At 75.3% G+C, this 24,472-nt stretch carries 22 protein-coding genes; 12 read left to right on the forward strand and 10 right to left on the reverse strand.

Going from position 1 to position 24,472, the window contains the following annotated elements:
* Positions 1-57 precede the first annotated feature (57 nt).
* The 3 genes from ACYP53_RS39705 to ACYP53_RS39715 all read right to left on the reverse strand — a co-directional run bounded on the left by ACYP53_RS39705 (position 58) and on the right by ACYP53_RS39715 (position 4,061).
* Positions 58-1,215, reverse strand: a complete 1,158-nt coding sequence (locus ACYP53_RS39705) for an RNA-guided endonuclease InsQ/TnpB family protein (protein WP_459651013.1) — start codon at positions 1,213-1,215, stop codon at positions 58-60.
* A 182-nt stretch (positions 1,216-1,397) separates the two neighbouring features.
* On the reverse strand, positions 1,398-2,216 hold the full coding sequence (locus ACYP53_RS39710) for a methyltransferase domain-containing protein (protein ID WP_459651014.1): 819 nt from the start codon (positions 2,214-2,216) through the stop codon (positions 1,398-1,400).
* 144 nt (positions 2,217-2,360) lie between these two features.
* Positions 2,361-4,061, reverse strand: coding sequence for an FAD-dependent monooxygenase (locus tag ACYP53_RS39715; RefSeq protein ID WP_459651015.1), 1,701 nt, complete (start codon positions 4,059-4,061; stop codon positions 2,361-2,363).
* Between the two features lie 348 nt (positions 4,062-4,409).
* On the opposite strand from ACYP53_RS39715, the gene ACYP53_RS39720 reads away from it, so the two are divergent.
* Together ACYP53_RS39720 and ACYP53_RS39725 are read left to right on the forward strand one after the other, a co-directional pair.
* Positions 4,410-5,441, forward strand: a complete 1,032-nt coding sequence (locus ACYP53_RS39720; protein ID WP_189926282.1) for a glycosyltransferase family 2 protein — start codon at positions 4,410-4,412, stop codon at positions 5,439-5,441.
* A 70-nt stretch (positions 5,442-5,511) separates the two neighbouring features.
* Positions 5,512-5,910 (forward strand): nuclear transport factor 2 family protein, encoded by a 399-nt coding sequence (locus tag ACYP53_RS39725; RefSeq protein WP_459651016.1) that lies wholly within the window; start codon positions 5,512-5,514, stop codon positions 5,908-5,910.
* Between the two features lie 19 nt (positions 5,911-5,929).
* Here the strand turns inward: ACYP53_RS39725 and ACYP53_RS39730 are convergent, their stop codons facing one another.
* Complete coding sequence (locus ACYP53_RS39730; RefSeq protein ID WP_459651017.1) at positions 5,930-6,652, reverse strand: TetR/AcrR family transcriptional regulator; 723 nt, start codon at positions 6,650-6,652, stop codon at positions 5,930-5,932.
* A gap of 53 nt (positions 6,653-6,705) precedes the next feature.
* Between ACYP53_RS39730 and ACYP53_RS39735 the strand changes: the two genes are divergently transcribed.
* Positions 6,706-8,295: an FAD-dependent monooxygenase gene (locus ACYP53_RS39735; RefSeq protein ID WP_459651018.1), complete on the forward strand. Its 1,590-nt coding sequence runs from the start codon at positions 6,706-6,708 to the stop codon at positions 8,293-8,295.
* 58 nt (positions 8,296-8,353) lie between these two features.
* Here the strand turns inward: ACYP53_RS39735 and ACYP53_RS39740 are convergent, their stop codons facing one another.
* The gene (locus tag ACYP53_RS39740; protein WP_189926274.1) at positions 8,354-8,626 is read right to left on the reverse strand and encodes a hypothetical protein; all 273 of its coding nucleotides are present in this window, start codon (positions 8,624-8,626) and stop codon (positions 8,354-8,356) included.
* 95 nt (positions 8,627-8,721) lie between these two features.
* On the opposite strand from ACYP53_RS39740, the gene ACYP53_RS39745 reads away from it, so the two are divergent.
* The gene (locus ACYP53_RS39745; RefSeq protein ID WP_459651019.1) at positions 8,722-9,396 is read left to right on the forward strand and encodes a hypothetical protein; all 675 of its coding nucleotides are present in this window, start codon (positions 8,722-8,724) and stop codon (positions 9,394-9,396) included.
* Between the two features lie 724 nt (positions 9,397-10,120).
* On the opposite strand, the gene ACYP53_RS39750 is transcribed toward ACYP53_RS39745, so the two are convergent.
* On the reverse strand, positions 10,121-10,603 hold the full coding sequence (locus ACYP53_RS39750; RefSeq protein WP_189926271.1) for a PH domain-containing protein: 483 nt from the start codon (positions 10,601-10,603) through the stop codon (positions 10,121-10,123).
* A 337-nt stretch (positions 10,604-10,940) separates the two neighbouring features.
* Here ACYP53_RS39750 and ACYP53_RS39755 point away from each other — a divergent pair, with 337 nt between their 5' ends.
* The 5 genes from ACYP53_RS39755 (at position 10,941) to ACYP53_RS39775 (ending at position 16,531) form a co-directional block, all read left to right on the forward strand.
* Positions 10,941-12,344 (forward strand): hypothetical protein, encoded by a 1,404-nt coding sequence (locus tag ACYP53_RS39755; protein ID WP_459651020.1) that lies wholly within the window; start codon positions 10,941-10,943, stop codon positions 12,342-12,344.
* Between the two features lie 766 nt (positions 12,345-13,110).
* The gene (locus ACYP53_RS39760) at positions 13,111-13,791 is read left to right on the forward strand and encodes a hypothetical protein (protein ID WP_229929276.1); all 681 of its coding nucleotides are present in this window, start codon (positions 13,111-13,113) and stop codon (positions 13,789-13,791) included.
* Between the two features lie 293 nt (positions 13,792-14,084).
* Positions 14,085-15,047: a hypothetical protein gene (locus tag ACYP53_RS39765; protein WP_459651021.1), complete on the forward strand. Its 963-nt coding sequence runs from the start codon at positions 14,085-14,087 to the stop codon at positions 15,045-15,047.
* A gap of 211 nt (positions 15,048-15,258) precedes the next feature.
* Positions 15,259-16,269: an aldo/keto reductase gene (locus ACYP53_RS39770; RefSeq protein ID WP_189926262.1), complete on the forward strand. Its 1,011-nt coding sequence runs from the start codon at positions 15,259-15,261 to the stop codon at positions 16,267-16,269.
* Positions 16,214-16,531: an SRPBCC family protein gene (locus ACYP53_RS39775; RefSeq protein WP_459651205.1), complete on the forward strand. Its 318-nt coding sequence runs from the start codon at positions 16,214-16,216 to the stop codon at positions 16,529-16,531. The genes ACYP53_RS39770 and ACYP53_RS39775 overlap by 56 nt, the downstream gene beginning before the upstream one ends.
* Positions 16,532-16,560: 29 nt before the next feature.
* Here the strand turns inward: ACYP53_RS39775 and ACYP53_RS39780 are convergent, their stop codons facing one another.
* On the reverse strand, positions 16,561-17,235 hold the full coding sequence (locus tag ACYP53_RS39780; protein WP_189926314.1) for a response regulator transcription factor: 675 nt from the start codon (positions 17,233-17,235) through the stop codon (positions 16,561-16,563).
* Positions 17,236-17,306: 71 nt separating this feature from the next.
* The gene (locus tag ACYP53_RS39785) at positions 17,307-18,569 is read right to left on the reverse strand and encodes a sensor histidine kinase (protein WP_189926260.1); all 1,263 of its coding nucleotides are present in this window, start codon (positions 18,567-18,569) and stop codon (positions 17,307-17,309) included.
* 354 nt (positions 18,570-18,923) lie between these two features.
* On the opposite strand from ACYP53_RS39785, the gene ACYP53_RS39790 reads away from it, so the two are divergent.
* The gene (locus tag ACYP53_RS39790; RefSeq protein ID WP_459651022.1) at positions 18,924-21,119 is read left to right on the forward strand and encodes an MMPL family transporter; all 2,196 of its coding nucleotides are present in this window, start codon (positions 18,924-18,926) and stop codon (positions 21,117-21,119) included.
* Positions 21,120-21,209: 90 nt separating this feature from the next.
* On the opposite strand, the gene ACYP53_RS39795 is transcribed toward ACYP53_RS39790, so the two are convergent.
* Complete coding sequence (locus tag ACYP53_RS39795; protein ID WP_189926256.1) at positions 21,210-21,662, reverse strand: iron chaperone; 453 nt, start codon at positions 21,660-21,662, stop codon at positions 21,210-21,212.
* A gap of 220 nt (positions 21,663-21,882) precedes the next feature.
* On the opposite strand from ACYP53_RS39795, the gene ACYP53_RS39800 reads away from it, so the two are divergent.
* On the forward strand, positions 21,883-22,293 hold the full coding sequence (locus ACYP53_RS39800) for a PPOX class F420-dependent oxidoreductase (RefSeq protein WP_189926254.1): 411 nt from the start codon (positions 21,883-21,885) through the stop codon (positions 22,291-22,293).
* Between the two features lie 59 nt (positions 22,294-22,352).
* On the opposite strand, the gene ACYP53_RS39805 is transcribed toward ACYP53_RS39800, so the two are convergent.
* Positions 22,353-23,297: an AraC family transcriptional regulator gene (locus ACYP53_RS39805; RefSeq protein WP_459651023.1), complete on the reverse strand. Its 945-nt coding sequence runs from the start codon at positions 23,295-23,297 to the stop codon at positions 22,353-22,355.
* A gap of 182 nt (positions 23,298-23,479) precedes the next feature.
* Here ACYP53_RS39805 and ACYP53_RS39810 point away from each other — a divergent pair, with 182 nt between their 5' ends.
* On the forward strand, positions 23,480-24,400 hold the full coding sequence (locus ACYP53_RS39810; protein WP_459651024.1) for an MBL fold metallo-hydrolase: 921 nt from the start codon (positions 23,480-23,482) through the stop codon (positions 24,398-24,400).
* The last annotated feature ends 72 nt before the right edge of the window (positions 24,401-24,472 follow it).

Below are 24,472 nucleotides of genomic sequence, written 5' to 3' on the forward strand. Positions count from 1 at the left end.
AGGCTTGGAGGTAGGGCGTGGCTGGCTGCCACGTGGCCTCCTCCGTCCGGACACCCCTTATGGGGTGGCTGGGACGCGTGACTCACGCCCCGAGGTCCACGCGGTCTCGCCCCTGCGGGCGATGTTGTGGGACGCGTTGTCGTCCGCGTGCAGCAGGGTGCCGCAGGCGCGGCACGCGAACGTTGCCTGATCGACACGGTTCTTCCGGTCGATGTGGTGGCACTGGGAGCATTCCTGGCTGGTGTACGCCGGATCGACGTACACCAGCGGAACCCCGGCGCGCTTCGCCTTGTACTCCACGAAGGTGGCGAGCTGGTGGAAGCTCCACGAGTGCAGAGTGGTCCGCTGGTCCTTGCGGAGCCGTACCCGGCTGCGGATGCCCGTGAGGTCCTCCAGGGCGATCCCGCGTCCGGTGCGTTCAGCGGTCGTGACGATGGTCTTGGAGACGACGTGGTTGACGTTGGCCGTGTGCCGGGCTTCCTTGCGGGCGCGCTTCTTCAGCAGGCGCTTCGCGGACTTGGTTCCCTTGGCCTGCAACTTCTTCCGCAGGTCGAGCTGCCGCTCGCGGTGCCGGTTCAGGCCGCGCCCGGCCGCCCGGTAGCCGGTGGAGGTGGTGGCGATGTTGGCGATGCCCAGGTCCACACCGACGAACCCGGCAGGCTCGTACACCTGCGGCTCGGGGATGTCGCAGGTGGCGATCAGGTAGAACACGCCGTCACGTTCGATCAGGTCGCTCTCGCCCTTGCGGTCCTCGCGGAGCATCGTGAGCGCGTCCGGCGAGCACACGAACCGCACACCCTTGAGCCGCCCGGCGACGGTCCAGATCGACACCGTCCGCTGGTCGTACTGCCAGGACAGGCACCGGTCGTCGTACGGCTGCGCGGCATCCAGCCGGAAGGCGACGGGCCTGGACTCGGCCCTGGCCCGGCGCTTCGAACCCGGCTTGCCCAGATTCCCGGCCTTGAGGTTGCCCTTGAGCGTGGTGTAAGCATCGCGGACCTTCTTGATGACGTGCTGCGCGGCCTGCGCCCCCAGTCCGCGCGCCTTCAACTCGGCGTAGGTGTGCTTGCGCAACTCGTACTCACGCGGAACCCCGCGCTCGAACGCCACCACTGATACCCAGTTCGCCGACTTGTTGACCGTGCGCAGGGTCGCCCGGAGCGCGGCGGCCTGGTCGGCCTCCGGCATCAGCTTCACCTGCGTCACGAGCTTCACACCACCGACGCTACAGCGGGGGTCTGACAACGCACTTGGCTCCGGCGCTCCGCCCCTCCTGGCCAAGGACGCGATTCCTCCCGGGCGTAAACGCCCGGGGCTCCTCGCAAGATCATGCTGACGCCTGCTCGGGCGCCCGGTCTGGCGCCTGGTCGGGGCAGGTGGGCGGGCCCGCCGGGTGGTCAGCGGGGCCGGTGGGCGACGGCGGCGAACATCGTCACCGACAGGTGGAACGCGCCCCGCCCGGCGGCCTCGTCGAGACCGGCCAGGAGCCGGTCGCGCTGCTCCTCGGTGATCAGGTCCTTGGCGCGGGCCGCGGCGGCGATCCCCTGCACGATCGGCCGGCTGACGGTGCGCGGGTCGTGCAGCAGGACGTCGGAGCCGAGCCTGTCGACGCTCAGACCGGCCCCGGCCAGCCAGCCCGTCAGCCGGCGCCCGGCGTCCGGCGTCGCGGCGGCGGCCCGGACGGCGGTGGACAGTGCGGGGCGGATCTCCGGGTCGGCCGGGTGCAGGATGAAGGTGGCCCAGTCGGTGTCGAGCAGGGCGACCCGGCCGCCCGGGCGCAGCACCCGGGCGATCTCGGCGACGGCCCGCGCCGGGTCGTCCAGGTGCTGGAGGACGCGCTCGCACCAGACCACGTCGACGCCGGCGTCGGGCAGCGGCAGCGCGAGCGCGTCGCCGTCCAGGAACCGGGCCGGGCTGCCGGCCTCGGCGGCGCGCCGTTCGGCCACGGCGCGCAGTCCCGGGTGGGGTTCGACGCCGGTCGCGCCGCCGTCCGGGGCCACCGCGTCGGCGAGCACCCGGGTCTCCGAGCCGGTGCCGCAGCCGACGTCCAGCGCCCGCTCGCCGGGGCGCGCGGCCAGCCGCTCGTGCGCCCACGCGCGCAGCCGCCGCACACCCGGATTGGCGGCCTGGACGTCCAGCGCGGCGGTCAGCCGGTCGGTGGCCGCGGGGTCGACGTTGGCCGTGTGGAAGGCCGAGGTGGGGCGCGGGTCGCTCATGGCGCCCAACTATAGGCAGCGGTTCGGGCACCACCGGTCGCCGGTTGCGGGGCGTGGTGGCCGACTGACCGTCAACTCTGCTGTTTGGTATGGCGGTTGTCGCTCCAGGGCGGGAGGTGACGCAACGTCAGGGTCGGTGGGCGGTCAGGCCGGGGCGAAGGTGCGGCGCAGGTGGGCCACCAGGCGGGCCGGGTCGGCGGCGGCCAGGCGGGCGGCGAGGTAGCCGTCGGGCCGGATGAGCAGGGCCTCGCCGTCGCCGGGCCGGTAGGCGGCGCGGTAGGCGGCGCCGGTGTCGCGGAGGACGGGCAGGCGTAGGCCGTCCGGAGCGCCGGGGGAGTGGGCGGAGTCAGGGGACTCCGCGGGGAGCACGGCGTACGCGTCGAGCAGGCCGTGGGCGGCGGCGTGGGCGGCCGCCGCGCAGGCGTGCAGGGTCGGCGCGTCGGTGGCGGGGCCCGCGGCCAGCAGCAGGACGTGGTGGGTGCCGCGCAGCAGTTCGTGCAGGCGCTGCGGGTAGGCGGTCAGGGGTCGGGTGAGGCCGGGGCAGTCGGGGGCGCGGTCGCCGGGGGCCGGGTCGGTGCCCGGGGCGGGCTCGGTCAGCGGGCCGTCGCGGTAGCCGACCAGGAGCTGGGCCTCGCGCAGCAGCGGGGTGGCCGGGTCCGCGGGGTCGGTGTCGAAGCCCGCGCGGGCGTGGCGCACGGTGCGGGAGACGACCTCCTCGCCGACCGGGTGGCGTTCGGCGTGGTAGCTGTCGAGCAGGTCCGCGGTGGCGGCGCCGTGCACGGTGAGGGCGAGCTTCCAGGCGAGGTTCCAGGCGTCCTGGATGCCGGTGTTCATGCCCTGGGCGCCGGTCGGCGGGTGGATGTGGGCGGCGTCGCCGGCCAGCAGCAGCCGGCCGGCGCGGTAGTGCTCGGCGAGGCGGTGGCTGATCCGGAAGACCGAGGACCAGCGCAGCGCGGACGCGGTGACGGGCCGGGGCGACAGCCGGTCCAGGGCCTGCTGGAGGTGCCGCAGTTCGGGGGCGCGGCCGCCCTCCAGGCCGTGCGCGACCCCGCGCACCGGGTCGGCGTCGGTGGCGAGTTCGGGCGGGACCGTCATGGACACCCGGTAGCGGCGCCGCCCCGGCAGCGGCACGCACACCAGCGTCTCCCCGGGGGTGCCGGCGGTTCCGTCGGCGGTGCCGCGGGCTCCGTCGCGGGCTCCGCGGGCCCCGTCGCGCGTTCCGCCGCGGGTGGCCCGCACCGCGTAGCCGGGCGGCAGGTCCCAGTCCAGCTCGACGTCCCCGAGCATGAACTGCTCGGGGAAGGCGGAGCCGCCGAAGCCGATCCCGGCGGCGTGGCGCACCGTGCTGTGGGCGCCGTCGCAGCCCACCACCCAGCGGGCGGACAGCTCGCGCGGACCCCCGGGGGTGGCCAGGGTGACGCGCACGCCGTCCGCGTCCTGCGTCAGGCCGAGCACCTCGGTGCCGCGCTCCACGACGGCGCCGCGGCCGGCCAGGTGCTCGGCGAGCAGCCGTTCGGTGGCGTTCTGGGGCAGCGCGGCGAAGCGGTACGGCACCTCGGCGGGCAGGTCGAGTCCGAGCGTCGGTCCGGGGGCGCCGTCGACGAAGGAGAGCTGGCCGAGCAGGGGCACCGCCTCGTCCAGGACCCGGCGCACCAGCCCCATGGCGTCCCAGACCTCCAGGGTGCGGGGCTGGATCCCGACCGCCTTGGCGTACGGCTGCGGGGCGTCCAGCCGGTCGACGATCCGGCACCGCACGCCGCGGCGGCACAGCTCGGCGGCGGCGGTCAGGCCCACCGGTCCGGCCCCCACGACCAGGACGTCGGTGTCGGTTTCGGTGTCGCCCATGCCCGCTCCTCGGCCGACCGGCACCGGCGGTGCCGCCGTACTCCCAGGCTGCCCTCCGCTGCCCCGTACCGCCCGGCGGGGAATGGCGTACGGTGTCGGCTTCAGAGGGTGGTGTCAACGGTCGGCGTCAAGGGTTCGCGGGCTGCTCCCTCGTCCGGGGCGCTAGTGTTTGCGACCGGCTGACCCCGGGCACGCCTGCTCCATTGATCCGCAGCTTCCACCTCACCACCCGTTAACCCAGCAGCCTTGTGCGGTCCCTACATTCGGGCCACTGCCGGTGGTCGGCCGCCGTCGGTGCGTGCCCGTCCGGTCCGCCCGGCCCGTCCGCACCTGAGCGAAAGGCCCCCGATGGCCCCCCGCCTGTCCGTCGTCGTCCCGATCTACAACGTCGAGCGCTACCTCCGGGAGTGCCTGGACTCGATCGCGGCCCAGACCTTCGAGGACTTCGAATGCGTCCTGGTCGACGACGGCTCGACCGACGACGGCCCCGTCATCGCCAAGGAGTACGCCGCCCGGGACCGGCGCTTCCGGCTGGTCCAGCAGGAGAACAAGGGCCTCGGCGCCGCCCGTAACACCGGCTGGCGCCACCTCACCCCCGGCACCGAGTACCTGGCCTTCGTCGACAGCGACGACACCCTGCCCGCGCACGCCTACCAGCTGATGATCAGCACGCTGGACGAGACCGGATCCGACTTCTGCACCGGCAACGCGCTGCGCCTGCGCACCACCGGCCTCACCCCCTCGCACGGCCACCGCCGCGCCTTCCGCGAGACCCGGCTGCGCACCCACGTCAGCGAACTGCCCGCCCTGGTCACCGACCGCACCGCCTGGAACAAGGTCTACCGGCGCTCCTTCTTCGACACCGCCGGCATCCTCTACCCCGAGGGCATCCTGTACGAGGACGCCCCGGTCAGCGTGCCCCACCACTTCCTCGCCGAACGGGTGGACGTGCTCTCCGAGCCCGTCTACCACTGGCGGGTGCGCGAGGACGGCAACCTGTCCATCACCCAGAAGAAGACCGACCCGCGCGGCCTGGTCGACCGGGTCCGCTCGATGGAGCTCGTCCGGGAATGGCTGCTCGCCCGCCCCGAGCCGGTGTTCGCCGACCACCTGAGCGCCTACGACCGCAACTGCCTGGTCGAAGAGATCCCGATGTTCTTCTGGTCCGTCCCGGACGGCGACCGCGCCTACCGCGAGGCCTACCAGCAGCACGTCAGCCGGCTGCTGACGGCCATCGGCCCCCAGCGGATCGCCGGGCTGAGCAGCCAGCTGCGGCTCAAGTACCGCCTGACACTGGCCGACCGGATGCACCGCTTCGTCGCCGTCCAGCGCCTGCACCGCCTCGCCCGCCGCACCCGCCAGGCCGCCGCCCGCGGCTGAGCCCGGGGCCGGGGAGCGGCGAGGACCCGGGAGACGGGCCGGGGCGGGCGGGGCGGCGCATCATGGAGGCATGACCGACCACGACGACTTCCTGCGCTGGGTCGGGACCGACCTGCGCGCGGCGGAGGTGGCCCTGCACAACGGTGACGCGGGCCCGCGCCGGGCCCTGTGGTCCCGCAGGGAACCGGTGAGCCTGTTCGGGGCGTGGCGCAACGCCACCGGCCGGCAGGAGGTCGACGACCTCTTCACTTTCCTGGAGGAGAGCTTCTCCCACGGCACCTCGTACGCCTTCGACCTGCTGGCGGCCGACGTGGTGGGCGACATGGCCCACACCGTCGCCCTGGAGCACGTCACGGTGTCCGTCGACGGGCGCCCGCGCAGCTACACGCTGCGGGCCACCCAGGTCTACCGCCGCGAGGACGGGCAGTGGCGGGTGGTGCACCGCCACGGGGACACCGTGACGCCCTGAGGCGCTTTGAGGACGGGCCCTAACGGGAGGCGAGGCCGTCGATCATCAGGCCGAGGGTGAAGTCGAAGCGGTCGTGGCCCTCGCCCGCGGTGAGTTCGGCGGCGAGGCGGGTGGTGTGGGGGAAGGCCGCGGCGGGCAGCGCGGTGACGCGGCGCAGCAGTTCGTCGCGGTCGACGACCCAGGCGGTGTCCTCGTGCGCCGCGCGCTGGTGCGCGATCGACAGTTCGAGGCAGTAGGCGGCCACGTACAGCAGGAGGGCGTCGACGGCCCAGGCGGCGGCCTGCGGGGCGACGCCGCCGGTGAGCAGGATCGCCAGCAGGCCCTCGCCGACGCGCAGGATCTCGACGTCGGTGGGCGCCGCGGCGAGCGTGGCGCGGGAGATGCCGGGATACCGGAGGTACTGGTCGCGCATCCCGGCGCACACGTCGCGCAGCTGTTCGCGCCAGGCCGCCGGGTCGGGTTCGGGCAGGGCGAGTTCGGCGAACAGCCGTCCGATGAGCAGCTCGTCGAGGTCGGCCTTGTTGACCACGTGGGCGTAGAGCGAGGCGGGGCCGGTGTCGAGCTCGCCGGCCAGTCGACGCATGGTCAGTGCCTCGTAGCCCTCGGTGGCGATGACGCCGAGCGCGGTGTCGACGACCTGTTCCACGGTGATCGGGGCCTTGCGGCGGCGTGGCCTGGGGGCGGTTCCGGCCTCGGGGTTCGGTGGCTGGTGGCGGGCCTCGCGTCGCTCTCTCGGGTTCACCCGGCCATCATAGCTCGATGCGAACGCCGTTCGTTTATGGAACACTGTTCGTTATGGATGTGGGCCAGGACGTGGAGCAGGGTGTGGACGTGGCGGAGACGAACGCGGACGTGACGGTGGTCGGGGCCGGACCGGTGGGCCTCGTGCTCGCCGCGGAACTGGCGCTCTGCGGCGTACGGGTGCAGATGCTCGAACGGCTGACCGAGCCGGAGACGGGGATGAAGGCGGGCGGGATCAACGTGCCGACGGCCGAGGCGCTCGACCGCCGAGGCCTGCTGCCGGCCGCCGAACGGGTGCAGCGGGACCTGCTGGAGCGGTTCGGGCCCCTCGTCCGCACCCCCGAGGACCGCCAAGGCGACCGGCCGGCGCGCGAGTCGCGCTTCACCGGGCACTTCGCCGGGATGGTCCTCGACCCCGCCCTGGTCGACTGGTCCGACCCCGACCTCGCCGCCCACACCGCCGTCGACGGAGCGCGGATGGTGCCGCAGCGCGAACTGGAGGAACTGCTCGCCGCCCACGTCGCGCGGCTCGGCGTACCGGTGCGCCGCGGGGTGGAGGTCACCGGGCTCCGGGACACCGGCGACGGCGTGCTCGTCGACACCACCGCCGGCCCGCTGCGCACCGGCTGGCTGGTCGGCTGCGACGGCGGACGCAGCACCGTGCGCCGCCTCGCGGGCATCGGCTTCCCCGGCACCGACCCCGAACTCACCGGGCGCATGGCCGTCGCCGACATCGCCGAACCGCACAAACTCGCCGACGGATGGACCTGGACGACCGGCGGGGCCTACCGCTGCGGGCCGCAGCCCGGCCGGGTGGTCACCGTCGAGTTCGACGGCGCCCCCGCCGACCGCTCGACACCCGTCACCCTCGACGAGGTGCAGGCCAGCCTGCGCCGGGTCTCGGGCACCGACGTCACCCTGACCGCGCTGCGCGCCCCCGCGAGCCGCTGGAGCGACAACGCCCGCCAGGCCGCGGCCTACCGCGCCGGCCGGGTGCTGCTGGCCGGCGACGCCGCGCACGTGCACTCGCCGTTCGGCGGCCAGGGGCTCAACCTCGGCGTCGGCGACGCGATGAACCTCGGCTGGAAGCTCGGCGCAGTGGTCGCCGGGTGGGCGCCCGAAGGACTGCTCGACACCTACGACGCCGAACGCCGCCCCCTCGGCGCCTGGGTGCTGGACTGGACCCGGGCCCAGACCGGGGTGCTGCGCGGGGACGCCAAGTCGGCCGCGCTGCGCGAGGTCCTCGCCGACCTGCTGGCCACCCGGGACGGCGCGACCCACGCGGTCAAGAAGATCTCCGGCGTCACCCAGCGCCTCGACCTGCCCGGCGACCACCCGCTGACCGGCCGCGCCGCCCCCGACCTGCCGCTCGCCGACGGCTCCCGCCTGGCCGACCACGGCCACGACGGCGGCTTCCTGCTCCTCGACCGCACCCCGGACGGCGCCTTCGCCCGCCTCGCCGCGCCCTGGTCCGGGCGGGTGCGCGCCGTGACCGACAGCGGCCGGGCGACGCCGACGGGGGTGCTGGTCCGCCCGGACGGCGTGGTCGCGTGGGCCTGCGACAGTGCCGACACCGCCGGCCTCGAAGACGCGCTGCGCTGCTGGGCCGGTGCGCCCTCATCCCTGTACCAGCCGGCAGGCTGACCCCCCGGCCCGCCCGTCGGCCTCAGCCCGCCCGTCGGCCTCAGCCGGCCCGTCGGCCTCAGCCGGCGCCCGGCCGGACGGCCTGTGGCCCGGCGCCGTCGAGCGCGGCGAGCAGGCGGGCGCGGACGTCGGCGGCGGCCTCGCGGGTTACCTGGTCCGCGCTCTCCAGCTGCGGGGCGATCAGTTCCACGGCCGCGGCCAGGAGCGGGAGGGGCACCTCCACGGTCCGCAGGTGGAGGAGCTGCGACGCCGCCCGCTCACCGGGTGTGGCGGTGGTGGGGGCGCTGGGAATCAGGGCGGTGATGCCTCGGGGGAGCTGACTGCCGGTCACCCGTCCATTCTCCCGCGTCCGGACCGTGGTGATCACCACGGCTGTCCGTCGGAGGAGGTTTCCCCCGGGCGGCCCGAGGCGGAAGGATGGCCGTCATGAGTGCGATCATCAGCTTGGACCTGGCCGGCTTCGTCCCGCGAGAGGACGAGGACGGCGCCGGGAGCGCGGACCGGGTGTGGGACGACGAGCGGGGAGTCGTCCTGTCCGTCCACGACTTCGCGATCGTCCCGGACCTGGTGGCCCCGCTCGACGCGGGCGAGCGGCTGCTGCGCGAACTGGCCCGCTACACCGCGCGGAGCGGGGCCGCCCTGATCGAGGCCGAGGTGCGCGAACTGGGCGGCGTGCCGGGACTGTGGCAGCTCATCAAGATCCCCAGGCCGTCCGGCCCCGGGCAGATCTTCGTCGGAGCATGGACGGTGCCGCGCGACCGGTGCAGCGTCGTCCTGAAGGTGCAGGCCGCCGAGGGAGCGGTCAGCGGCATGCGGGAGGCGGTCGTCGCCGACCGGGTCGGCTTCGACACCTACTTCCGCCCCCACCCCTACGACCCGCAACTGAGCGCCCCGCTCCCGTACCACGTCGCCGACCTCCCCGAATGGGACGCCCACTTCCCCACCCACCCGCTGACCCTGGTACGGCAGACCCTCGCCCGGGTCGGCGCGACCGCCGTCCTGGACGACCGCTTCCGTGCCCTGCCCCCCTTCACCGGCCCCGCACCCGACGGCACGGCCCCGGCCGAGGCACCGCGCCGCCGGTGGTGGCAGAAGCGCTGACCGGACGTCGGCCCCGTCAGCCCTGTCGGCCCCGTCGGCCCCGTGGTGCCCGGCCGGGCCGGGGGCAACAGTCGCACCCGGTTACCGCGTTGGCTGGGCAGTGGGCAGTGGGCAGTGGGCAGTGGGCAGTGGGCGGCGGGCCAGTACACGGACGCGCAGGGCCCGGGATCGACGGGGGAGCCGTCGCCGGGCAGCGTGCGCCGGCACCAGCCACACCGGACGGCGGCCGGCACGCCGGCCATGGGCACGCCGTCCACCGGAGGGTCGTCCACGGGCACGCCATCCAGCAGCTGCCGGCTGCGCCACAGGCTCAGCCCGGTGACGGCGCGGACGGCCTTGAGCGCTTCCGCGCCGCCGGGGGAGGGGGTGGGCAGCAGGACGGTGAACTGCGGGTCCTCCACGGGATCCTCCCCGTCGGGTCGGCGCCGTGTCCGCCGCTCGCCGCCGGTCAAGCCTCCCGGCGGGACGGCGGCCATCGGTTCTCGCGGCCCGTCCCCTGACCGGCCGGGGGCGACGGCACCCGGCCGGGCCGCCGGTCCCACCGCGTCAATCCCGAGCGATCCGAAGGAGCGGACCCATGCGCGTCGTCGGCAAGACGGGCGTCCTGGTGGCCACCTACCGCCGCCGCTCCGGCGCCTGACGACCCGCCGGAGCCGCGCGGTCCGCGCAGCCCGCGCAGGGAGTCGGCCCGTCCGACTTTCCGTGCGGCGGCCAGTGGGTCCGGTTACACGGGGGCGGCGTGCGCGCAGTCCGCGCAGCCCGTCCGGTGGGCGGCGAGCACGGCCTCGATCCGGGCCCGCGTCCGCTCCAGCCGGGCGGCTCCGTCGGTCGTCGCGTAGCCGGCCAGGCTGTCCAGGACGATCCGTTCGCCGCCCTCCGTCGTGAGGGCCAGGGTGGTCGAGGGGGCGGCGGACCCGGCGCGGGCCGGCTCGACCGAGGCGATGTCGCACCAGGGGATCCGCCGGGTGCGTTCCAGCGAGCGGTTGGTGATCCCACCGTCGTCGACGACCACCCCCAGCCGCGGCGACCGGTAGATCATCACCACCGAGGGCACCCCGATCGCCACACCGAGGATCCTGGCGCCCCACGCCCCGATGGTGAGCTCGACGACCGCGAGGAGGAGGAAGACCGCCCCGACCACGGTCAGGATGACACGCTGCCAGAAGCCGGTGGGGATGCGGATCACAGAGCCGGGGCCATCAGTCACCTCGCGATGCTGGCACCGGCGCCGCCCGGCCGTCAACCGTCGCACCATCAACCGTCATACCGTCCTACCGTCATGCCGTCATGCCGTCACATCGTGCGGACGCCGACCGGCCCGTCCCGCGGCGTACGACAGGCGCCGCACGCCTGACGACCCGCCGGGCCCGCGCACAGGAAGTCGGCCCGTCCGACTTCCCGCGCGCGGACCCGGCGGGCCGGCCGGAACCCGGAGCGGGGGAGGGGCGTTCGGGTGGGAGAACGCCGCGTCCCCGGCTCGGAAGGAACCGTGTGACCACCATGTGCGAAGCCCCGTCCGACCACGCCCCGCAGGGGCTGCTCGGATGAGGCGGGAACCGGTCACCGCCGAGACGGTCGCCCGCTGCCGGGAGGCGGCGCGCACCGACCCGGCCACGGGGCTGCCCGCGCTGGCACGGGCGCTGCGGGGCCTGGCGGTCCGCCCCGGAGTCCGCCCCGGGCGGGCCGTCCGCCTCATGGAGGAGGCCGCCGACATCTACCGCGCCCTGGTCGCCGACGGCGCGGTCGAACACCTGGGCCCCGCCTCCTCCGCCGTGTCCTCCCTCGCCCACGCGTACTCCCGCACCGGCGCCCACGACCTCGCCCTCGCCGCCCGGTACGAGGCGTCCGACCTGGCCCGGCGCGCCGAGGAGGCCCGGCCGGTGGCGGACCTCGGCCGGGCCGCCGTCCTGCGCGCCGAACTCTCCCACGCCCTCGCCGAGGCAGGACGGTTCGACGAGGCCGTGGACGCCGCCCGCGCGGTGGCCGACCGCTCCCGGGCCGTGACCGGGGAAGGCGGAAGCGACCTGATGTGGCGGCTGCTCGACCTCACGGTGCTGCTCCGCCTCGCCGGCCGCGCCGAGGAAGCCATGGCCGTCGAACACGCGGCCCTCGAAGGCGAGTTCCTTGAAGGCGAGGCCGTCGTCCGCCGGCGCGGCGGGCAGGCGCGGCGCGCCCCCAGCCCCGTCACGGCCCTGCGGACGGCCGGTGCCGCGCTGTGGTTTGACGACCTCGGCCACCCCGCGCGGGTCCACCCCCTGCTCGCGGAGGCCGCACGGGCCGCCGAGAACCTGCCCGCCCGGGGGGAGAGCGGCGACTTCGGTTTCCACGAAGCCGTCCGGGCCGCGCTGTTCGCCCGTTCCGGGGGACGGGACGAGCAGGCGGCGGCCGACTCGCCGGAACCGCTCGGCGTCGACCCGGGCCAACGCCTCCAGCCGCTGCTGGGTGTGAGCATCCACCACTGGTCGTTCGGCCCGCGCACCTCCTTCGAGGCGGGACTGGGCGCCCTCGTCGGGGCCGTCGAGGCCATCACCGGCAGGTCCGAGCGCACCGCCGCCGCGCGCACGCCGCTGCCGCAGGACCGTGACCTGCTCGCCGCCCTCGGCACCCTCACCCGGCGGTGCGACCTGCGCCGCGCCGTCCTGGGCGAGCGCCCGCACACCTACACCCGCACCACGATCCCCCGGCTGCGGCGCAGCGTCGACATCGAACGGCGCCTCCACGCGACGGACCCCGCGGCCGGTGCCCGTCGCCTGGTCAGGGCCCTCACCGACCTGGCCATGGCAGAGCTCGTCGACAACGACAACGCCGCCGCGGCCGGCACCCTGCACGAGGCCCACGCGCTCTCCGCGACCGCCCCGGACGTCCTCCCGCAGCGGAGTCCGGCGGAGCACGTGGCCGAGGGCCGGGGCCGTCAGACGCCGAGGCTCGACCACGACGCCCCCGTGTAACCGGGCCCACTGGCCGTCGCACGGAAAGTCGGACGGGCCGACTTCCTGCGCAGGCCGTGCGAACCGCGCAGCTCCGGCGGGTCGTCAGGCGCCGGAGCGGCTGCGCCTCGCCCAGCCGGGCGTCCGCCGGGTCGAGGGTGGGGGAGGGCTCGCCCGCCAACTCCCAGTAGCCGGATGGCGGGCGGGCGGTTCGCGCCGGCGGTGGGAGCGCGAGTGCGCCGCGACGAAGCAGTCGAGCGCCGTTCCCCCCGACGGCGGGCGGTGCCCCGCCGCGAGGGCCGGGGCGGCCGGCGCGTACGCCTCGCGCAGACCGTCGCAGAGCAACTCCGGCCTGGCGATGGCCGGTCGGTGCACGGCCGGGCACCCGGTCGTCCGCCGCACGGGTCAGTTCGTGCTTCCGGTCGGCGCCGACGCCAGCGGGGGCCGGGTGGACCGGGAGGTCCGGAGGTGGCCGGGGCAGTGGACGGGTTCCTGGCCGCCGCACGGACGCACGGACGCACGGCACGCCGGTGCGGCTGGTCGACATGCCGCAGGGCGTCCACGGCTTCGACCGCGACGAGCCGACCGAGGGGGCCCGTGCCGTCCGCGGGCATGAGGCGATCGCGGCTTCGTCCCGGGTGTTCTGCCCTGCCGATCGGCAGGGCAGAACACCCGGGAGAGCAGGACTTTTATGCCGATCGGCACATGTGCGGGAGGGGGCGCGACGGCCACTCTTGGGGCATCGAGACGGCGGCCGCCCGGGCCGCCGGGAGGAGGGAAGCCCACCATGTTCCGCATCCGTACCAGTGCCCGCGTCAGCGTCCGTGCCGCCCGGGGTGCCGCCGCTGCCGGGCTGGCCCTCGCGGCGCTCACGGCGCTCACGGGGATCGCCCCGGCCTCGGCCACCGACACCTCCGGTACCTCCGGCCCTTCCGCACAGCAGGACGGGCGTCCGGGGCGTCCGGCGAGCGTCAGCGGCACCGCCCGGATCTCGTACGCCTTCTCCCCGAACGACGAGATCTGGTTCACCGTCGACGCCCAGGCGGTCCCGTACACCCACCGCTTCCCGGGCACCAAGGCGGCCGAGGGGCTGCCCACCGACGCCCGGGGCTCGGTCCGCTACTCGCACCGCGACAGCAGCACGGGGAAGACCTACAGCGCCGAGGCGGAGGTGGACTGCCTGAGCACCGGCGGCCCGGTCGCCACGCTGACGGCCGTCGTCACCAGGTCGGACGTGGGCAACGTCGGCGAGCGAATAGGCCTGAGCGTCTACCAGGGCGGTGGGCGCGAAGGCGGCCGGCTCGGGTTCTCCTGGGGCGTGGGCAACCTGGACGTGGGCGCCGACGGCAAGCTGTACCAGCCGGTGGTCGGCACCTGCATGGCGCCGGCCCCGTTCGCCCCGGTCCTGCGGGGCGGCTTCACCGTCCACCACACCGAGCTGGAGGTGCCGAAGACGGCCGGCCAGTAGGGGGCGCGGCCTGCCCCGCCCTGCCCGCCTGCTCGGTGCGCCGCCGACGCGCCGTCCGGCACGGTCTCGTCTCGGGCCTGTCCGCTCGGTGCGCCCGGTGCGCCGCCGTGCCGTCGTCGGGGCGCATCCTGGCCCGGGCGCGGCGGGGGCCGCCGTGCGACGGTGAATGCAGGACCGGATGCGGGACCGGACACAGGACCGCGGCTCCGGGCGGGTGTGCCGTCACCGTGTGCCGTCATCGGTGTGACGGGCCCGGTCGGCCGCGAGTCCGCGCGGTCATCGGAGGATGCACCATGCGCGCGAGGGACAGGACATCGGGAGAGCCGGACGATGGGCACGGCGCCGAGCCCGAGCCCGCGGCCGGGCCCGGAGCGGAACGCCCGGAGTCGGCCGGCCGGGCGGGCGGGAGGGCGCCCGGGCGGGCGGGCGGGCGGCGGGCCCGGCGGGCGGCCGAGTGGGGGCAGGCCAGGTACTCCGGCTCCTGGGCCGAGAACCTGTGGCGCCGGCTGGACGCGGTGGACTTCCTCAGCCAGGCCATGGTGCTGGCCGCCACGCTGCTGCTGTGCGCGGTCCCGTTCCTGCTCGTCGTGTCCGCCCTGGCCGGGCGGTCGGCGGTGGCCGGGCTGACCCGGCGGCTGGGTCTGAGCCCGCAGGCGGCCGCCGACATCGGGCACCTGTTCGCCTCCTCCGCGACGACCTCGTCGGCGGTCACCGGCCTGTCGTGGGTCTTCTTCGTCCTGGGCGGCCTGGCCACCGCCGTCTCGATCCAGCAGCTGTACCAGCGGGTGTTCCAGCTGCCCGGGCAGCCCTGGGACCGGCTGCGGGCGCTGGTCTGGCTGGCCCTGGTGGTGGGCTGGATCGCCCTGGGCACCGTCGCAGGGCGCCGGTTCCACGCGAACCTGCCGGTGCTGTGGTGGATCACCACCGTCGTCGCGTGCGTCGGCTTCTGGTGGTTCACCATGTGGTTCCTGCTGGCCGGGCGGGTCGCCTGGCGCCGGCTGGTGCCGTGCGCGGTCGCCACCGCCGCGTTCTGGACCGGCATGCTGGTCGTCTTCCACTTCACCTTCTCCGACATGGTCGTCGGCAACGAGGACGAGTACGGGCCGATCGGGGTGGTCTTCTCCCTGATGTCGTTCTTCATCGCGATCGGCGTGGTGATCATCCTGGGCGCGTCCACGGGCATGATGTGGCGCGACCGAGGCATGTCCTTCAGGGCGGCGCTCCGGAGGCTGAGCCGGCCACGCGGGGCGCGGTAGCCCCCGGCCCTCAGCCCTCAGCCCTCAGCTCACCCCTTGCTCCCGGCTTCCCCTCCCGCCCCTCCGCTCCCCTCCGTCTGCCTCCGGGCGCTTATAGTCGGCCTTTGCATTAGTCTGCGCATGCAAGTACTGTCGTGTGCAAGCAAGGCTGCGCAAAGGCGTGGGGGGAGACGCCGAGCGGCTCACCACACCGCACGAAAGGGAGCTCCTAATGAGCCTCCACCACCTGCTTCCCGGCCGGCTCGGCTTCGGTACCGCTCCGCTCGGCAACATGTTCCGCGCGATCCCCGACGTCGAGGCCCTCGCCACCGTCGAGGCCGCCTGGGACCACGGGATCCGCTACTACGACACCGCCCCCTTCTACGGGGCCGGCCTCGCCGAGGAGCGTCTGGGCGAGGTGCTCTCCGCCAAGCCCCGCGACTCCTACGTGCTGTCCACCAAGGTCGGCCGGGTCGTCCTCGACGAGCACGAGACCGCCGCCCGCGAACTCGGCGAGAAGGGCGGCCTGTTCGAGCACGGCAACCCGAACAGGATGATCCACGAGTGGACCGCCGAGGCCACCGAGCGCTCCGTCGAGGACAGCCTCAAACGGCTGGGCACCGACCGCCTGGACATCGTCTGGGTCCACGACATCGCCCAGGACTTCCACGGCGACGCGTGGCTGCAGAAGTTCGAGGAGGCCCGCACCGGCGCCTTCCGCGTCCTGTCCCGGCTGCGCGAGGAGGGCGTCATCAAGGCCTGGGGCCTGGGCGTCAACAAGACCGAGCCGATCGAGCTGACCCTGGCCCTGGACGAGCCGCGCCCCGACGGCTTCCTGCTCGCCGGCCGCTACACCCTCCTCGACCACGAGCACGCCCTGCAGCGCCTGCTGCCGACGGCCCGGGAGCAGGGCGTCGACATGGTCGTCGGCGGCCCCTACAGCTCCGGCGTCCTCGCCGGCGGCGCCCACTTCGAGTACCAGCAGGCCCCGGCGCACATCGTCGAGCGGGTCGGCAGGATCAAGGCCCTGGCCGCGCGGCACGGCGTCTCCACCAAGGCCGCCGCGCTGCAGTTCTCCCTCGCCCACCCGGCCGCCGTCGCGGTCGTCCCCGGCGCCACCCGTCCGAGCCGGATCGCCGAGGACACCGCCGCGCTGAACGAGGCCGTCCCGGCCGCGTTCTGGCAGGATCTGCGCGCGGCCGGCCTGGTCAGCCCGGCCGCCCCGCTCCCCGACGGCGCCTGAGCACCGCCCCGCCCTCACCCGCGGAAGAACCCGGGAGACCGGGCGCGACTACGGCTACGCCATCCTCCGGGCCCCGTTCCCGGTGGCGGGCTACGTCTCCACCCTGCGGGTCCACACCGTCCCCGGCCGCGGCGGCGTCGCCGAGGTCCAGTGGTCCGGCCGCTTCAACCCCGAGGGCGCCACCGAGCAGGAGGCCGTCGACCCGTTCACCGGCATCTACGCCGACGGCCTCGACGCCCTGCACGAGACGCTGTCCGCCTGACCGCGCGGACTGCGGCCGCAGGGGCCCCGCTACCCGCCTCCCGTGCGGGCGGTGACCAGGCCGGACTCGTAGGCGGCGATGACCGCCTGGGCGCGGTCCCGGACGTCGAGCTTGCCGAAGATGCTGGTGATGTAGTTCTTCACCGTCGACAGGCTGATGTCCAGAGCCTGGGCGATCTCGGTGTTGTCGAGGCCGGTGGCCATCAGCCGCCACACCTCGACCTCCCGGGGCGTCAGCCCGCCGGTGTCGGTGACCGGCGGCGGGGCGCCGAGCGGGGCCCGGACGTAGGTGGAGATCAGCCGGGTGAGCAGGCGAGGGGCGACCACCGCCTCGCCGGCGTGGACGGTGCGGATCGCCGCGCCCAGCTCCTCGGGCGAGACGTCCTTGGGCAGGAACCCGTGGGCGCCGGCGCGCAGCGCGGCCACCACGTACTCGTCCATGTCGAAGGTGCTGAGGGCGAGGACCCGGCAGGAGGGGAGGGCGCGGGCCAGCTCCAGGGTCGCGTCGACCCCGTCGAGCACGGGCATCCGGATGTCCATCACCACGACGTCGGGGCGCAGCAGGCGGGCGGCGGTGACGGCCTGCTCCCCGTTCTCGGCCTCGCCCACCACTTCGATGGACGGGTCGGGGGACAGGATCAGGGACAGGCCGCGCCGCACCAGCGGCTGGTCGTCCGCGATGAGGACCCGGATGCCCGGTGCCACCCCGCCCGCCGGGCCACCGTCCTTCCGGCCGTCCCCGCCCGCCGGGCCACCGTCGTTCCGGCTGTACGCGCTCACCGGGCCGCCGCCGTTCCGTGCTGGACGGCCGCGTCGGCCGTCTCCTCCGGTGCCAGCGGCAGGTCGGCCAGGACGGCGAAGCCGCCCTCCGGGCGCGGTCCGGTCCGCAGGGTGCCGCCGTGCAGGGCGACGCGCTCGCGCATGCCGATCAGGCCGTACCCGCTGCGGCCGCCGGCCGGCGCCGCCTCCTGCGGCGCGGTGGCGCCCGTGCCCGCCGTACCCCCGTCGTCGCGCACCTCGACGGTGACCCGGTCCGGACCGTACGTCAGGGTGACGGCCGCGCGGGCGGGCCCGGCGTGCTTGCGGGCGTTGGTGAGGCCCTCCTGGACGATCCGGAACACGGTGAGGCCGACGGTGGGCGGCAGCGGGCGGCGGGGCCCGTGGACGCCGAAGTCGGTCGGCAGGCCGGCCACCCGGGACTCGTCCACCAGCCGCCCGAGGTCCTCGGCCCCGGGCTGGGGCGAGGGCGGGGCGGTGTCCGGTTCGTCGCCGACCCGCAGGACGTCCAGGAGCTGGCGCATCTCCCGCAGGGCCAGTCGCCCGGAGGACTCCAGGGTGACCAGGGCCTCCCGGACCACCTCCGGGTGGGCGAGGTTGGCCCGGGCGCCGCCGGCCATCAGCTGCATGGTGGTGATGTGGTGCGCCACGATGTCGTGCAACTCCCGTGCGATGCGCCGGCGTTCGTCGGCCACCGCGCGGTCGGCCAGCAGTGTGCGGTTGGCCGCCACCTCCCGCTGCCAGCGCGCCACGGCGAGCCCGGCGCCGGCCACGAGCAGGGCGGAGACGGGGGCGCTGACGGCCGCCTGCCAGGCGGGCATCCGCAGGTGGCTCTGGCTCAGCAGGGTCAGCACCGACGTCACCGCCGAGGCCGCCGCCGTCTCCGGGACGGTGCGGGCCCTGGCCACCGAGTACAGGGCGACCACCAGCGCGGCGCCGAAGTGGGGGCTCGCCGGCGCGGACAGGTCGGCCGCCGACTGGAGCGCCAGGACGCCGGCCAGCGTCGCGACCGGGCGGCTGCGCCGGGCGAGCAGCGGCAGGGCCGACAGCGTGACCAGGAGGAAGCCCGTCAGGCTCGCCCCGTGGTCACCGGCCTCCCCGGTGAACACCAGGTAGCCGAGCAGGTCGATGGTGCAGGCGCCGACGGCCAGCAGCGCGTCGGCGCGCGTCCACGGCGCACCCTCGGCGTCCGCCGGGTCCTCCGGGGCCGTCGCCTCCGCCCCGAGTGCCGCGTCCGCCACGGGATGCTGACGCCCGCCCATGTCCGTTCCCCTCTGTGCCCGGCTCCGCGCCGCGCCCCACCGATGAGCCCGGATGAGCCCCGATGAGCCCCGATCAGGCCCCGATCAACCGTCATCGGCCCTGAACAGGCCTGATGACTCCATTCTGGCATCGGCCCGCCCCGCCCCGGCATGGTCCCCGCGGCCGATCGCAGCGGCCCGGACCAGGACCACGGTCCCGGGTCCGGGCCCCGGCCGAGGAGCAGGGGCCCCGGTGCGGATCGTCCGTCGCAGGGACGTCCGCGGCCCACCCCGGGTGATGGTCTGGAACCCGGCCGGGAACCCCCGGAGCCGAGACCGACCTTGCGGACGCTCGCGTCCACCGCCGGAGGAAACGTGATCCGCGCACTGACCGGATACTCCACCAGGAACCCGTGGAAGGTGATCGCCCTCTGGGTGGTCCTGGGGATGTCCCTGGCCGTGCTGAGCCCGATGCTGCTCTCCCGCGTCACCCAGTCCCAGAGCGGGGACTTCCTGCCCAGGAGCTACGACTCGGCCGCCGCGCTGCGGATCGCCGAGGAGAACTTCGGGATGAGGCCCGACGCCACCACGGTCACGGTGCTGGTCGCCAGGACCGACGGCCAGGCGCTCACCGCCGCCGACCAGCAGCGGGTCGAGGCCGAGGCGGCGAAGCTCGCCCAGCGCCGGGTGGCCATGCCCAGGAAGGACGACGCGCCGGCCTTCCTCGTCCCCGACCGGTCCCAGACCCCCCGGGTCGCCCCGGCCATGGTGGCGCCCGACCGGAGCTTCGAACTGCTCTCCGTCGAACTGACCGGCAGCGCCGCGGACGAGGGCGTCCAGGGCGTCTACCGGACGTTCCGGGACGCCACCCGGGTCCAGTTCGCCGAGGCCGGGATGCGCACCGGGTTCACCGGGGGACTGGCCGACGCCGTGGACACCGCCGACTCCCACCACACCGCCGCGACGGTCGGCAACGCGCTCGTCATGGGGCTGATCGTCCTGCTCAACGTGCTGGTGTTCCGCAGCGTGGCGGCGGCCCTGCTGCCGCTGCTCGCCGTCGCCGTGATCGGCGGCGCGGCCGGCGGAGCCGTGGCCGTCGCCGCGACGCTGACCGGCCTCAAGCTCGACGCCGGCACCCCCGGGCTGGTCTCCGTCGTCCTGCTCGGCATCGGCGTCGACTACCTGCTCTTCCTGCTCTTCCGCTTCCGCGAACACCTGCGGGCCCGGCCCGAGCAGCCCGCCCGCGAGGCCGCCGCCCAGGTGACCGCCCGGGTCGGCACCGCGATCACCTCGGCCGCGCTGACCATCGTCGCCGCCTTCGCCACCCTGGGCGTGGCCAGCTTCGGCCAGTTCCGCTCGCTCGGCCCGGCCATCGCCGTCGCCGTCCTGGTCATGCTGCTGGGCAGCCTCACCCTGATGCCCGCCCTGCTCGCCGCCTGCGGCCGCGGCATGTTCTGGCCCTCCCGCAGCCTGCGCCGCCGGCCGCGCGAGGGCTTCGCCGCCCGCTTCGGCGCGCTCGTCGCCCGCCGGCCGCTGCCGATGCTGCTCGCCGCCGTCGCCCTGCTCGGCGCCCTGGCCGCCGGGATGACCGGGATCCGGATGGACTACGGCCGGGGCGGCGCCGACGACCGGACCCCGGCCGCCGCCACCGCCGCCGAGATCTCCCGCACCCTGCCGGCCGGCGTCTCCGACCCGACGAGCGTCTACGTCGTCACCACGGACGGCACCACCCTCACCCCCGGCCGGCTCGACGGCCTCTCCCACGCCCTCGCCCAGGTCGACGGCGTCGGCAAGACGGGCGCCACCGTCCTCGACGGGGACCGGCGCGCCGCCCGGATCGACCTCTACCTGACCGCCGACCCGCAGAGTCAGCGGGCCCGCGACCTGGCCTCCGGCCCGGTCCGTGCCGCGGTCGCCGCCCACACGCCCGCCGGGACCAGCACCCACGTGGGCGGCACGGCGGCGATCTTCGCGGACATCTCCACCGCCGTCGACCACGACCTGGCGATCGTCTTCCCGGTCGCGGCCGCCCTGATCGCCCTGATCCTGCTGCTGCTCCTGCGCAGCCTGCTCGCCCCGCTGGTCCTGATGCTCTCGGTCGGGCTCGGCTTCGCCGCCACCCTCGGCGCCGCGACCCTGCTGTTCCAGCACGGGCTGGGCGAACCGGGCGTCAGCTTCACCCTCCCGCTGGTGCTGTTCCTGTTCGTCGTGGCACTGGGCACCGACTACAACATCCTGATCACCGACCGGATCCGCGAGGAGATGCACCGCCCCGGCCCGCCCCGCGCCGCCGTCGCCCGCGCCGTGCGGCACACCATGCCCGCCGTCGCCACGGCCGGCCTGGTCCTCGCCGGGTCCTTCGCGACGCTCGCCGCCACCCCGGGCAGCGAACAGGTCGCCTTCGCGCTGACGCTCGGCATCCTGCTCTCCGCCGTCGTCCTGTCCCTGGTCCTGGTGCCCGCCGTCGCCGCCCTGCTCGGCCGCGCCCTCTGGTGGCCGCTCCGCCCGGCCCGCCACCACCACCGGGCCGAACCGACGGCCCCGGAGCCGTACCGCGTCCCGGTGCCCTGACCCGGCGAACGGGGGGCGGGCCCTGCGCCCGCCCCGCCGCCGGGGCGGCCGAACCCGCCCCGGCGGCAGGGCCGTTCAGCCCGAGGCCGTTCAGGCGACGGCGCGCTTGACCAGGTCGGCGATGCGCTCCTCCACGTCCGCCGTGATCTCGGCCAGCGCGAAGTAGGTCGGCCACATCGGGCCCTCGTCCAGCCGCGCCTGGTCGCTGAAACCCAGCATGGCGTAGCGGGACTTGAACTTCTCGGCGCTCTGGAAGAAGCAGACGACCTTGCCGTCCAGCGCGTAGGCGGGCATCCCGTACCAGAGCTTGGGTTCGAGAACCGGGGCGGCGGCGGTCACCACGGCGTGCACCCGCTCCGCCGGCACCCGGTCGCCGTCCTGCATCTCGGCGATCTTCGCCAGTACGTCCCGCAGCGCCTCGGCGGCCTTCTCCTCCTTGGAGGCCTTGCGCGCGGCGGCCTTCAACTCCTGCGCGTGGTCCTTCATCGCGGCCCGCTCCTCGGCGGAGAAGCCCTCGTGCCTGGTGCCCGTGCTGCCGGTCATGGTCCACCCCTGTCGTCCTGAGTCCCGATCGGCCCCGGCCTGCGCGGCCGGCCCCGATCGCCGTGGTCACATCGTGCCCCACCCGCCCCACGCGCCGCTTCCGTATCGACCACGGAAGCACCACGGATCACGGACCCGGGATCACGAACTCCGCACCCCGCACCCCGGATCACTGACCCCGGATCACGGACCCCGACTCCGGGGCGGATAGCCTCGCCCGATGACAGCCACCCTGAACGACGCCGTCCGCGCCCTGCTCGACGCGCCCATTCCCGCCGTCCTCGCCACCCTCAACCCGGACGGCGGCCCGCAGACCTCGGTGGTCTGGGTCGGCCGCGACGGGGACGACGTGCTCCTGTCCACCGCCGCGGGCCGCCGCAAGGAACGCAACCTGCACCGCGACCCCCGCGCCAGCCTCACCGTCTACGACCCCGCCGACCCGCTGCGCTACGTCGAGATCCGCGGCCTCGCCACCGTCACCGAGGACGCCGGCCGCGCCTTCGCGGCCGCCCTCGCCGAGCAGTACGAGGGCCCCGGCGCCGGCCAGGAGTACCTCGACCTGCCCCCCGAGGTCACCCGCGTCGTCGTCCGGATCACCCCCACCCGCGTGATCGGCACCGCGGCGGCCTGACCCCCCGCCACCGGAGGCACCGTCACCACCCCGCCCGCCGTGCACCGCCAGCCCCCCGGTCAGGCGACCAGGGCGGCGCGGGTGGTGCGGTAGCGGCCCGGGGTGGTGCCGAACTGGCGGGCGAAGGCGTGCGAGAGCGCGTACGGGCTGGCGTAGCCGACCTTGCGGGCGACGGCCTCCAGCGGCTCGGCGGTGCTGCGCAGCAGGCCCGCGGCCCGGGTCATCCGCCACCAGGTGAGGTAGGCCATCGGCGGGCGGCCGGTGAGGGCGGTGAAGCGGCGGGTGAGGGTGGCGCGGGAGACTCCGGCGCGGGCGGCCAGGGTCTCGGCCGTCCAGGGGTGGGCCGGGTCCTCGTGGACGGCGGCGAGGGCGGTGGCCACCACCGGGTCGGTCAGGGCGGCGCCCCAGCCGTCGGCGCCGCGCCGGGTGGTCCAGGCCCGGACCAGGTAGACCAGCAGCAGGTCGATCAGTCCGGGTACGGCGAGTTCGCCGCCGGGGCGTTCGGCGGCCAGTTCGGCGCTCAACAGGTCGACGGCGGCGCGCAGTTCGGGATGCTCGCCGGTCCGGGTGGGCAGGTGGACGACCTGGGGCAGCTCGCGCATGAGCGGGTGGCCGAGCCCGTGGTCGAGGCGGTACTTGCCGCACAGCAGGTCGGCCGTGCCCGAGGCGCCCACGTCCACGGCCGCGTCGACGGCGGCGGCCGGGCGCCGGTGCGCGCCGAGCAGGGCGTCGAGGTCGGGCAGGCGCGCCGCCCGGGAGGCCGTCAGCTCCCCGTCGGACAGGGCGTGCCCGCTGCCGTGCGGCAGCAGCACCGCGTCGCCGACCGTCAGGCGCAGCGGTTCGCCGCCGTCGGCGAGCAGCCAGCAGCCGCCGGCGAGCACCACGTGGAAGCCGGCGCCCGCGTAGGAGGGGATCCGGGCGCCCCAACGCCCCGTCACCCGCAGCCGGTTGGAGGAGGGCCGGCCCGCCCGTACGGCGGCGATCGCGTCGCTGACCACGTCCATCCGGCCATCGTAGCCCTCCGGTACGACGACGCCGGAGCGCTGCCGCCGTACCGGGCCCAACGCCGCGGGTGAGCCGTTCGCGTATCCAGACGAGCTGTCGGCGCATTGGACGGCTCACTTCCGCCTCCTACGATCAAGGAGCGGACAGCGAAGCGACGGACGAGCGAGTGGGAGGACGAACCGTGGAGCGGATCGTGCTGGGGGACGTGGAGATCATCCGGGTCGTGGAGTACCAGGGGCCGTTCGTGCCGGCCGAGAGGATCGTGCCCGGCCTGGCGGAGTCGGCCTGGACCGGCGCCGGCGCCGACGGCGCCCCGGCCCTGGCGCCCGAGCACTACGACCCGGACTCCGGCGCCTACATCGGGGCGCTGCAGACCTGGGTGGTGCGCAGCGGCGGCCGGACGGTACTGGTGGACACCGGCGTGGGCAACGGCCGCGAGCGGCCCTCGACCCCGATGTTCCACCGCCGCGAGGGGCGCTTCCCGGAGCTGCTGGCGGCGGCTGGGGTGCGGCCGGAGGAGGTGGACGTGGTGGTCAACACCCACCTGCACGCCGACCACGTGGGGTGGAACACCACGGAGCGGGACGGCGGTTGGGTGCCGATGTTCCCGAACGCGGAGTACTACCTGCCGGCGGCGGACCGGGCCTTCTTCGACCCGGCCGCCGAGCACCCGGCCCGCGACGGCGGAGCGGTGGACCCGCAGCGCTGGGCGGAGTGGGACCTGGTCTTCGAGGACAGCGTGGCCCCGGTGCTGGCGGCCGGGCAGGCGGTGGAGTGGTCGGGCTCGCTGCGCCTGGACTCGGCGCTGGTGCTGGAGGAGGCGCCGGGCCACACCCCGGGCTCGTCGGTGCTGCGGGTCGACTCCGGCGGTGAACGGGCGGTGTTCGTGGGGGACTTGATGCACTCGCCGGTCCAGCTGGCGCACCCCTCGTGCAGCAGCTGCTTCTGCCTGGACCAGGCGCAGGCGGCGGCGAGCCGGCTGCGGATCCTGGAACGGGCGGCGGCGGAGCGGGAGTTGGTGATCCCGGCGCACTTCGCGGGGGCGGGGGCGGCACGGGTCAGCCGGCGGGGCGCGGGGTTCGCCGCCGACTGGGTGCGGTGAGGAAGCTCCGCCCCGCCCCTCCCGCGCCGGGAGGAGGCGGGGCGCGGGCCGGCCGTGACGGCCGGGGGCCGA

Source organism: Kitasatospora sp. Ki12 (genome assembly GCF_054601375.1).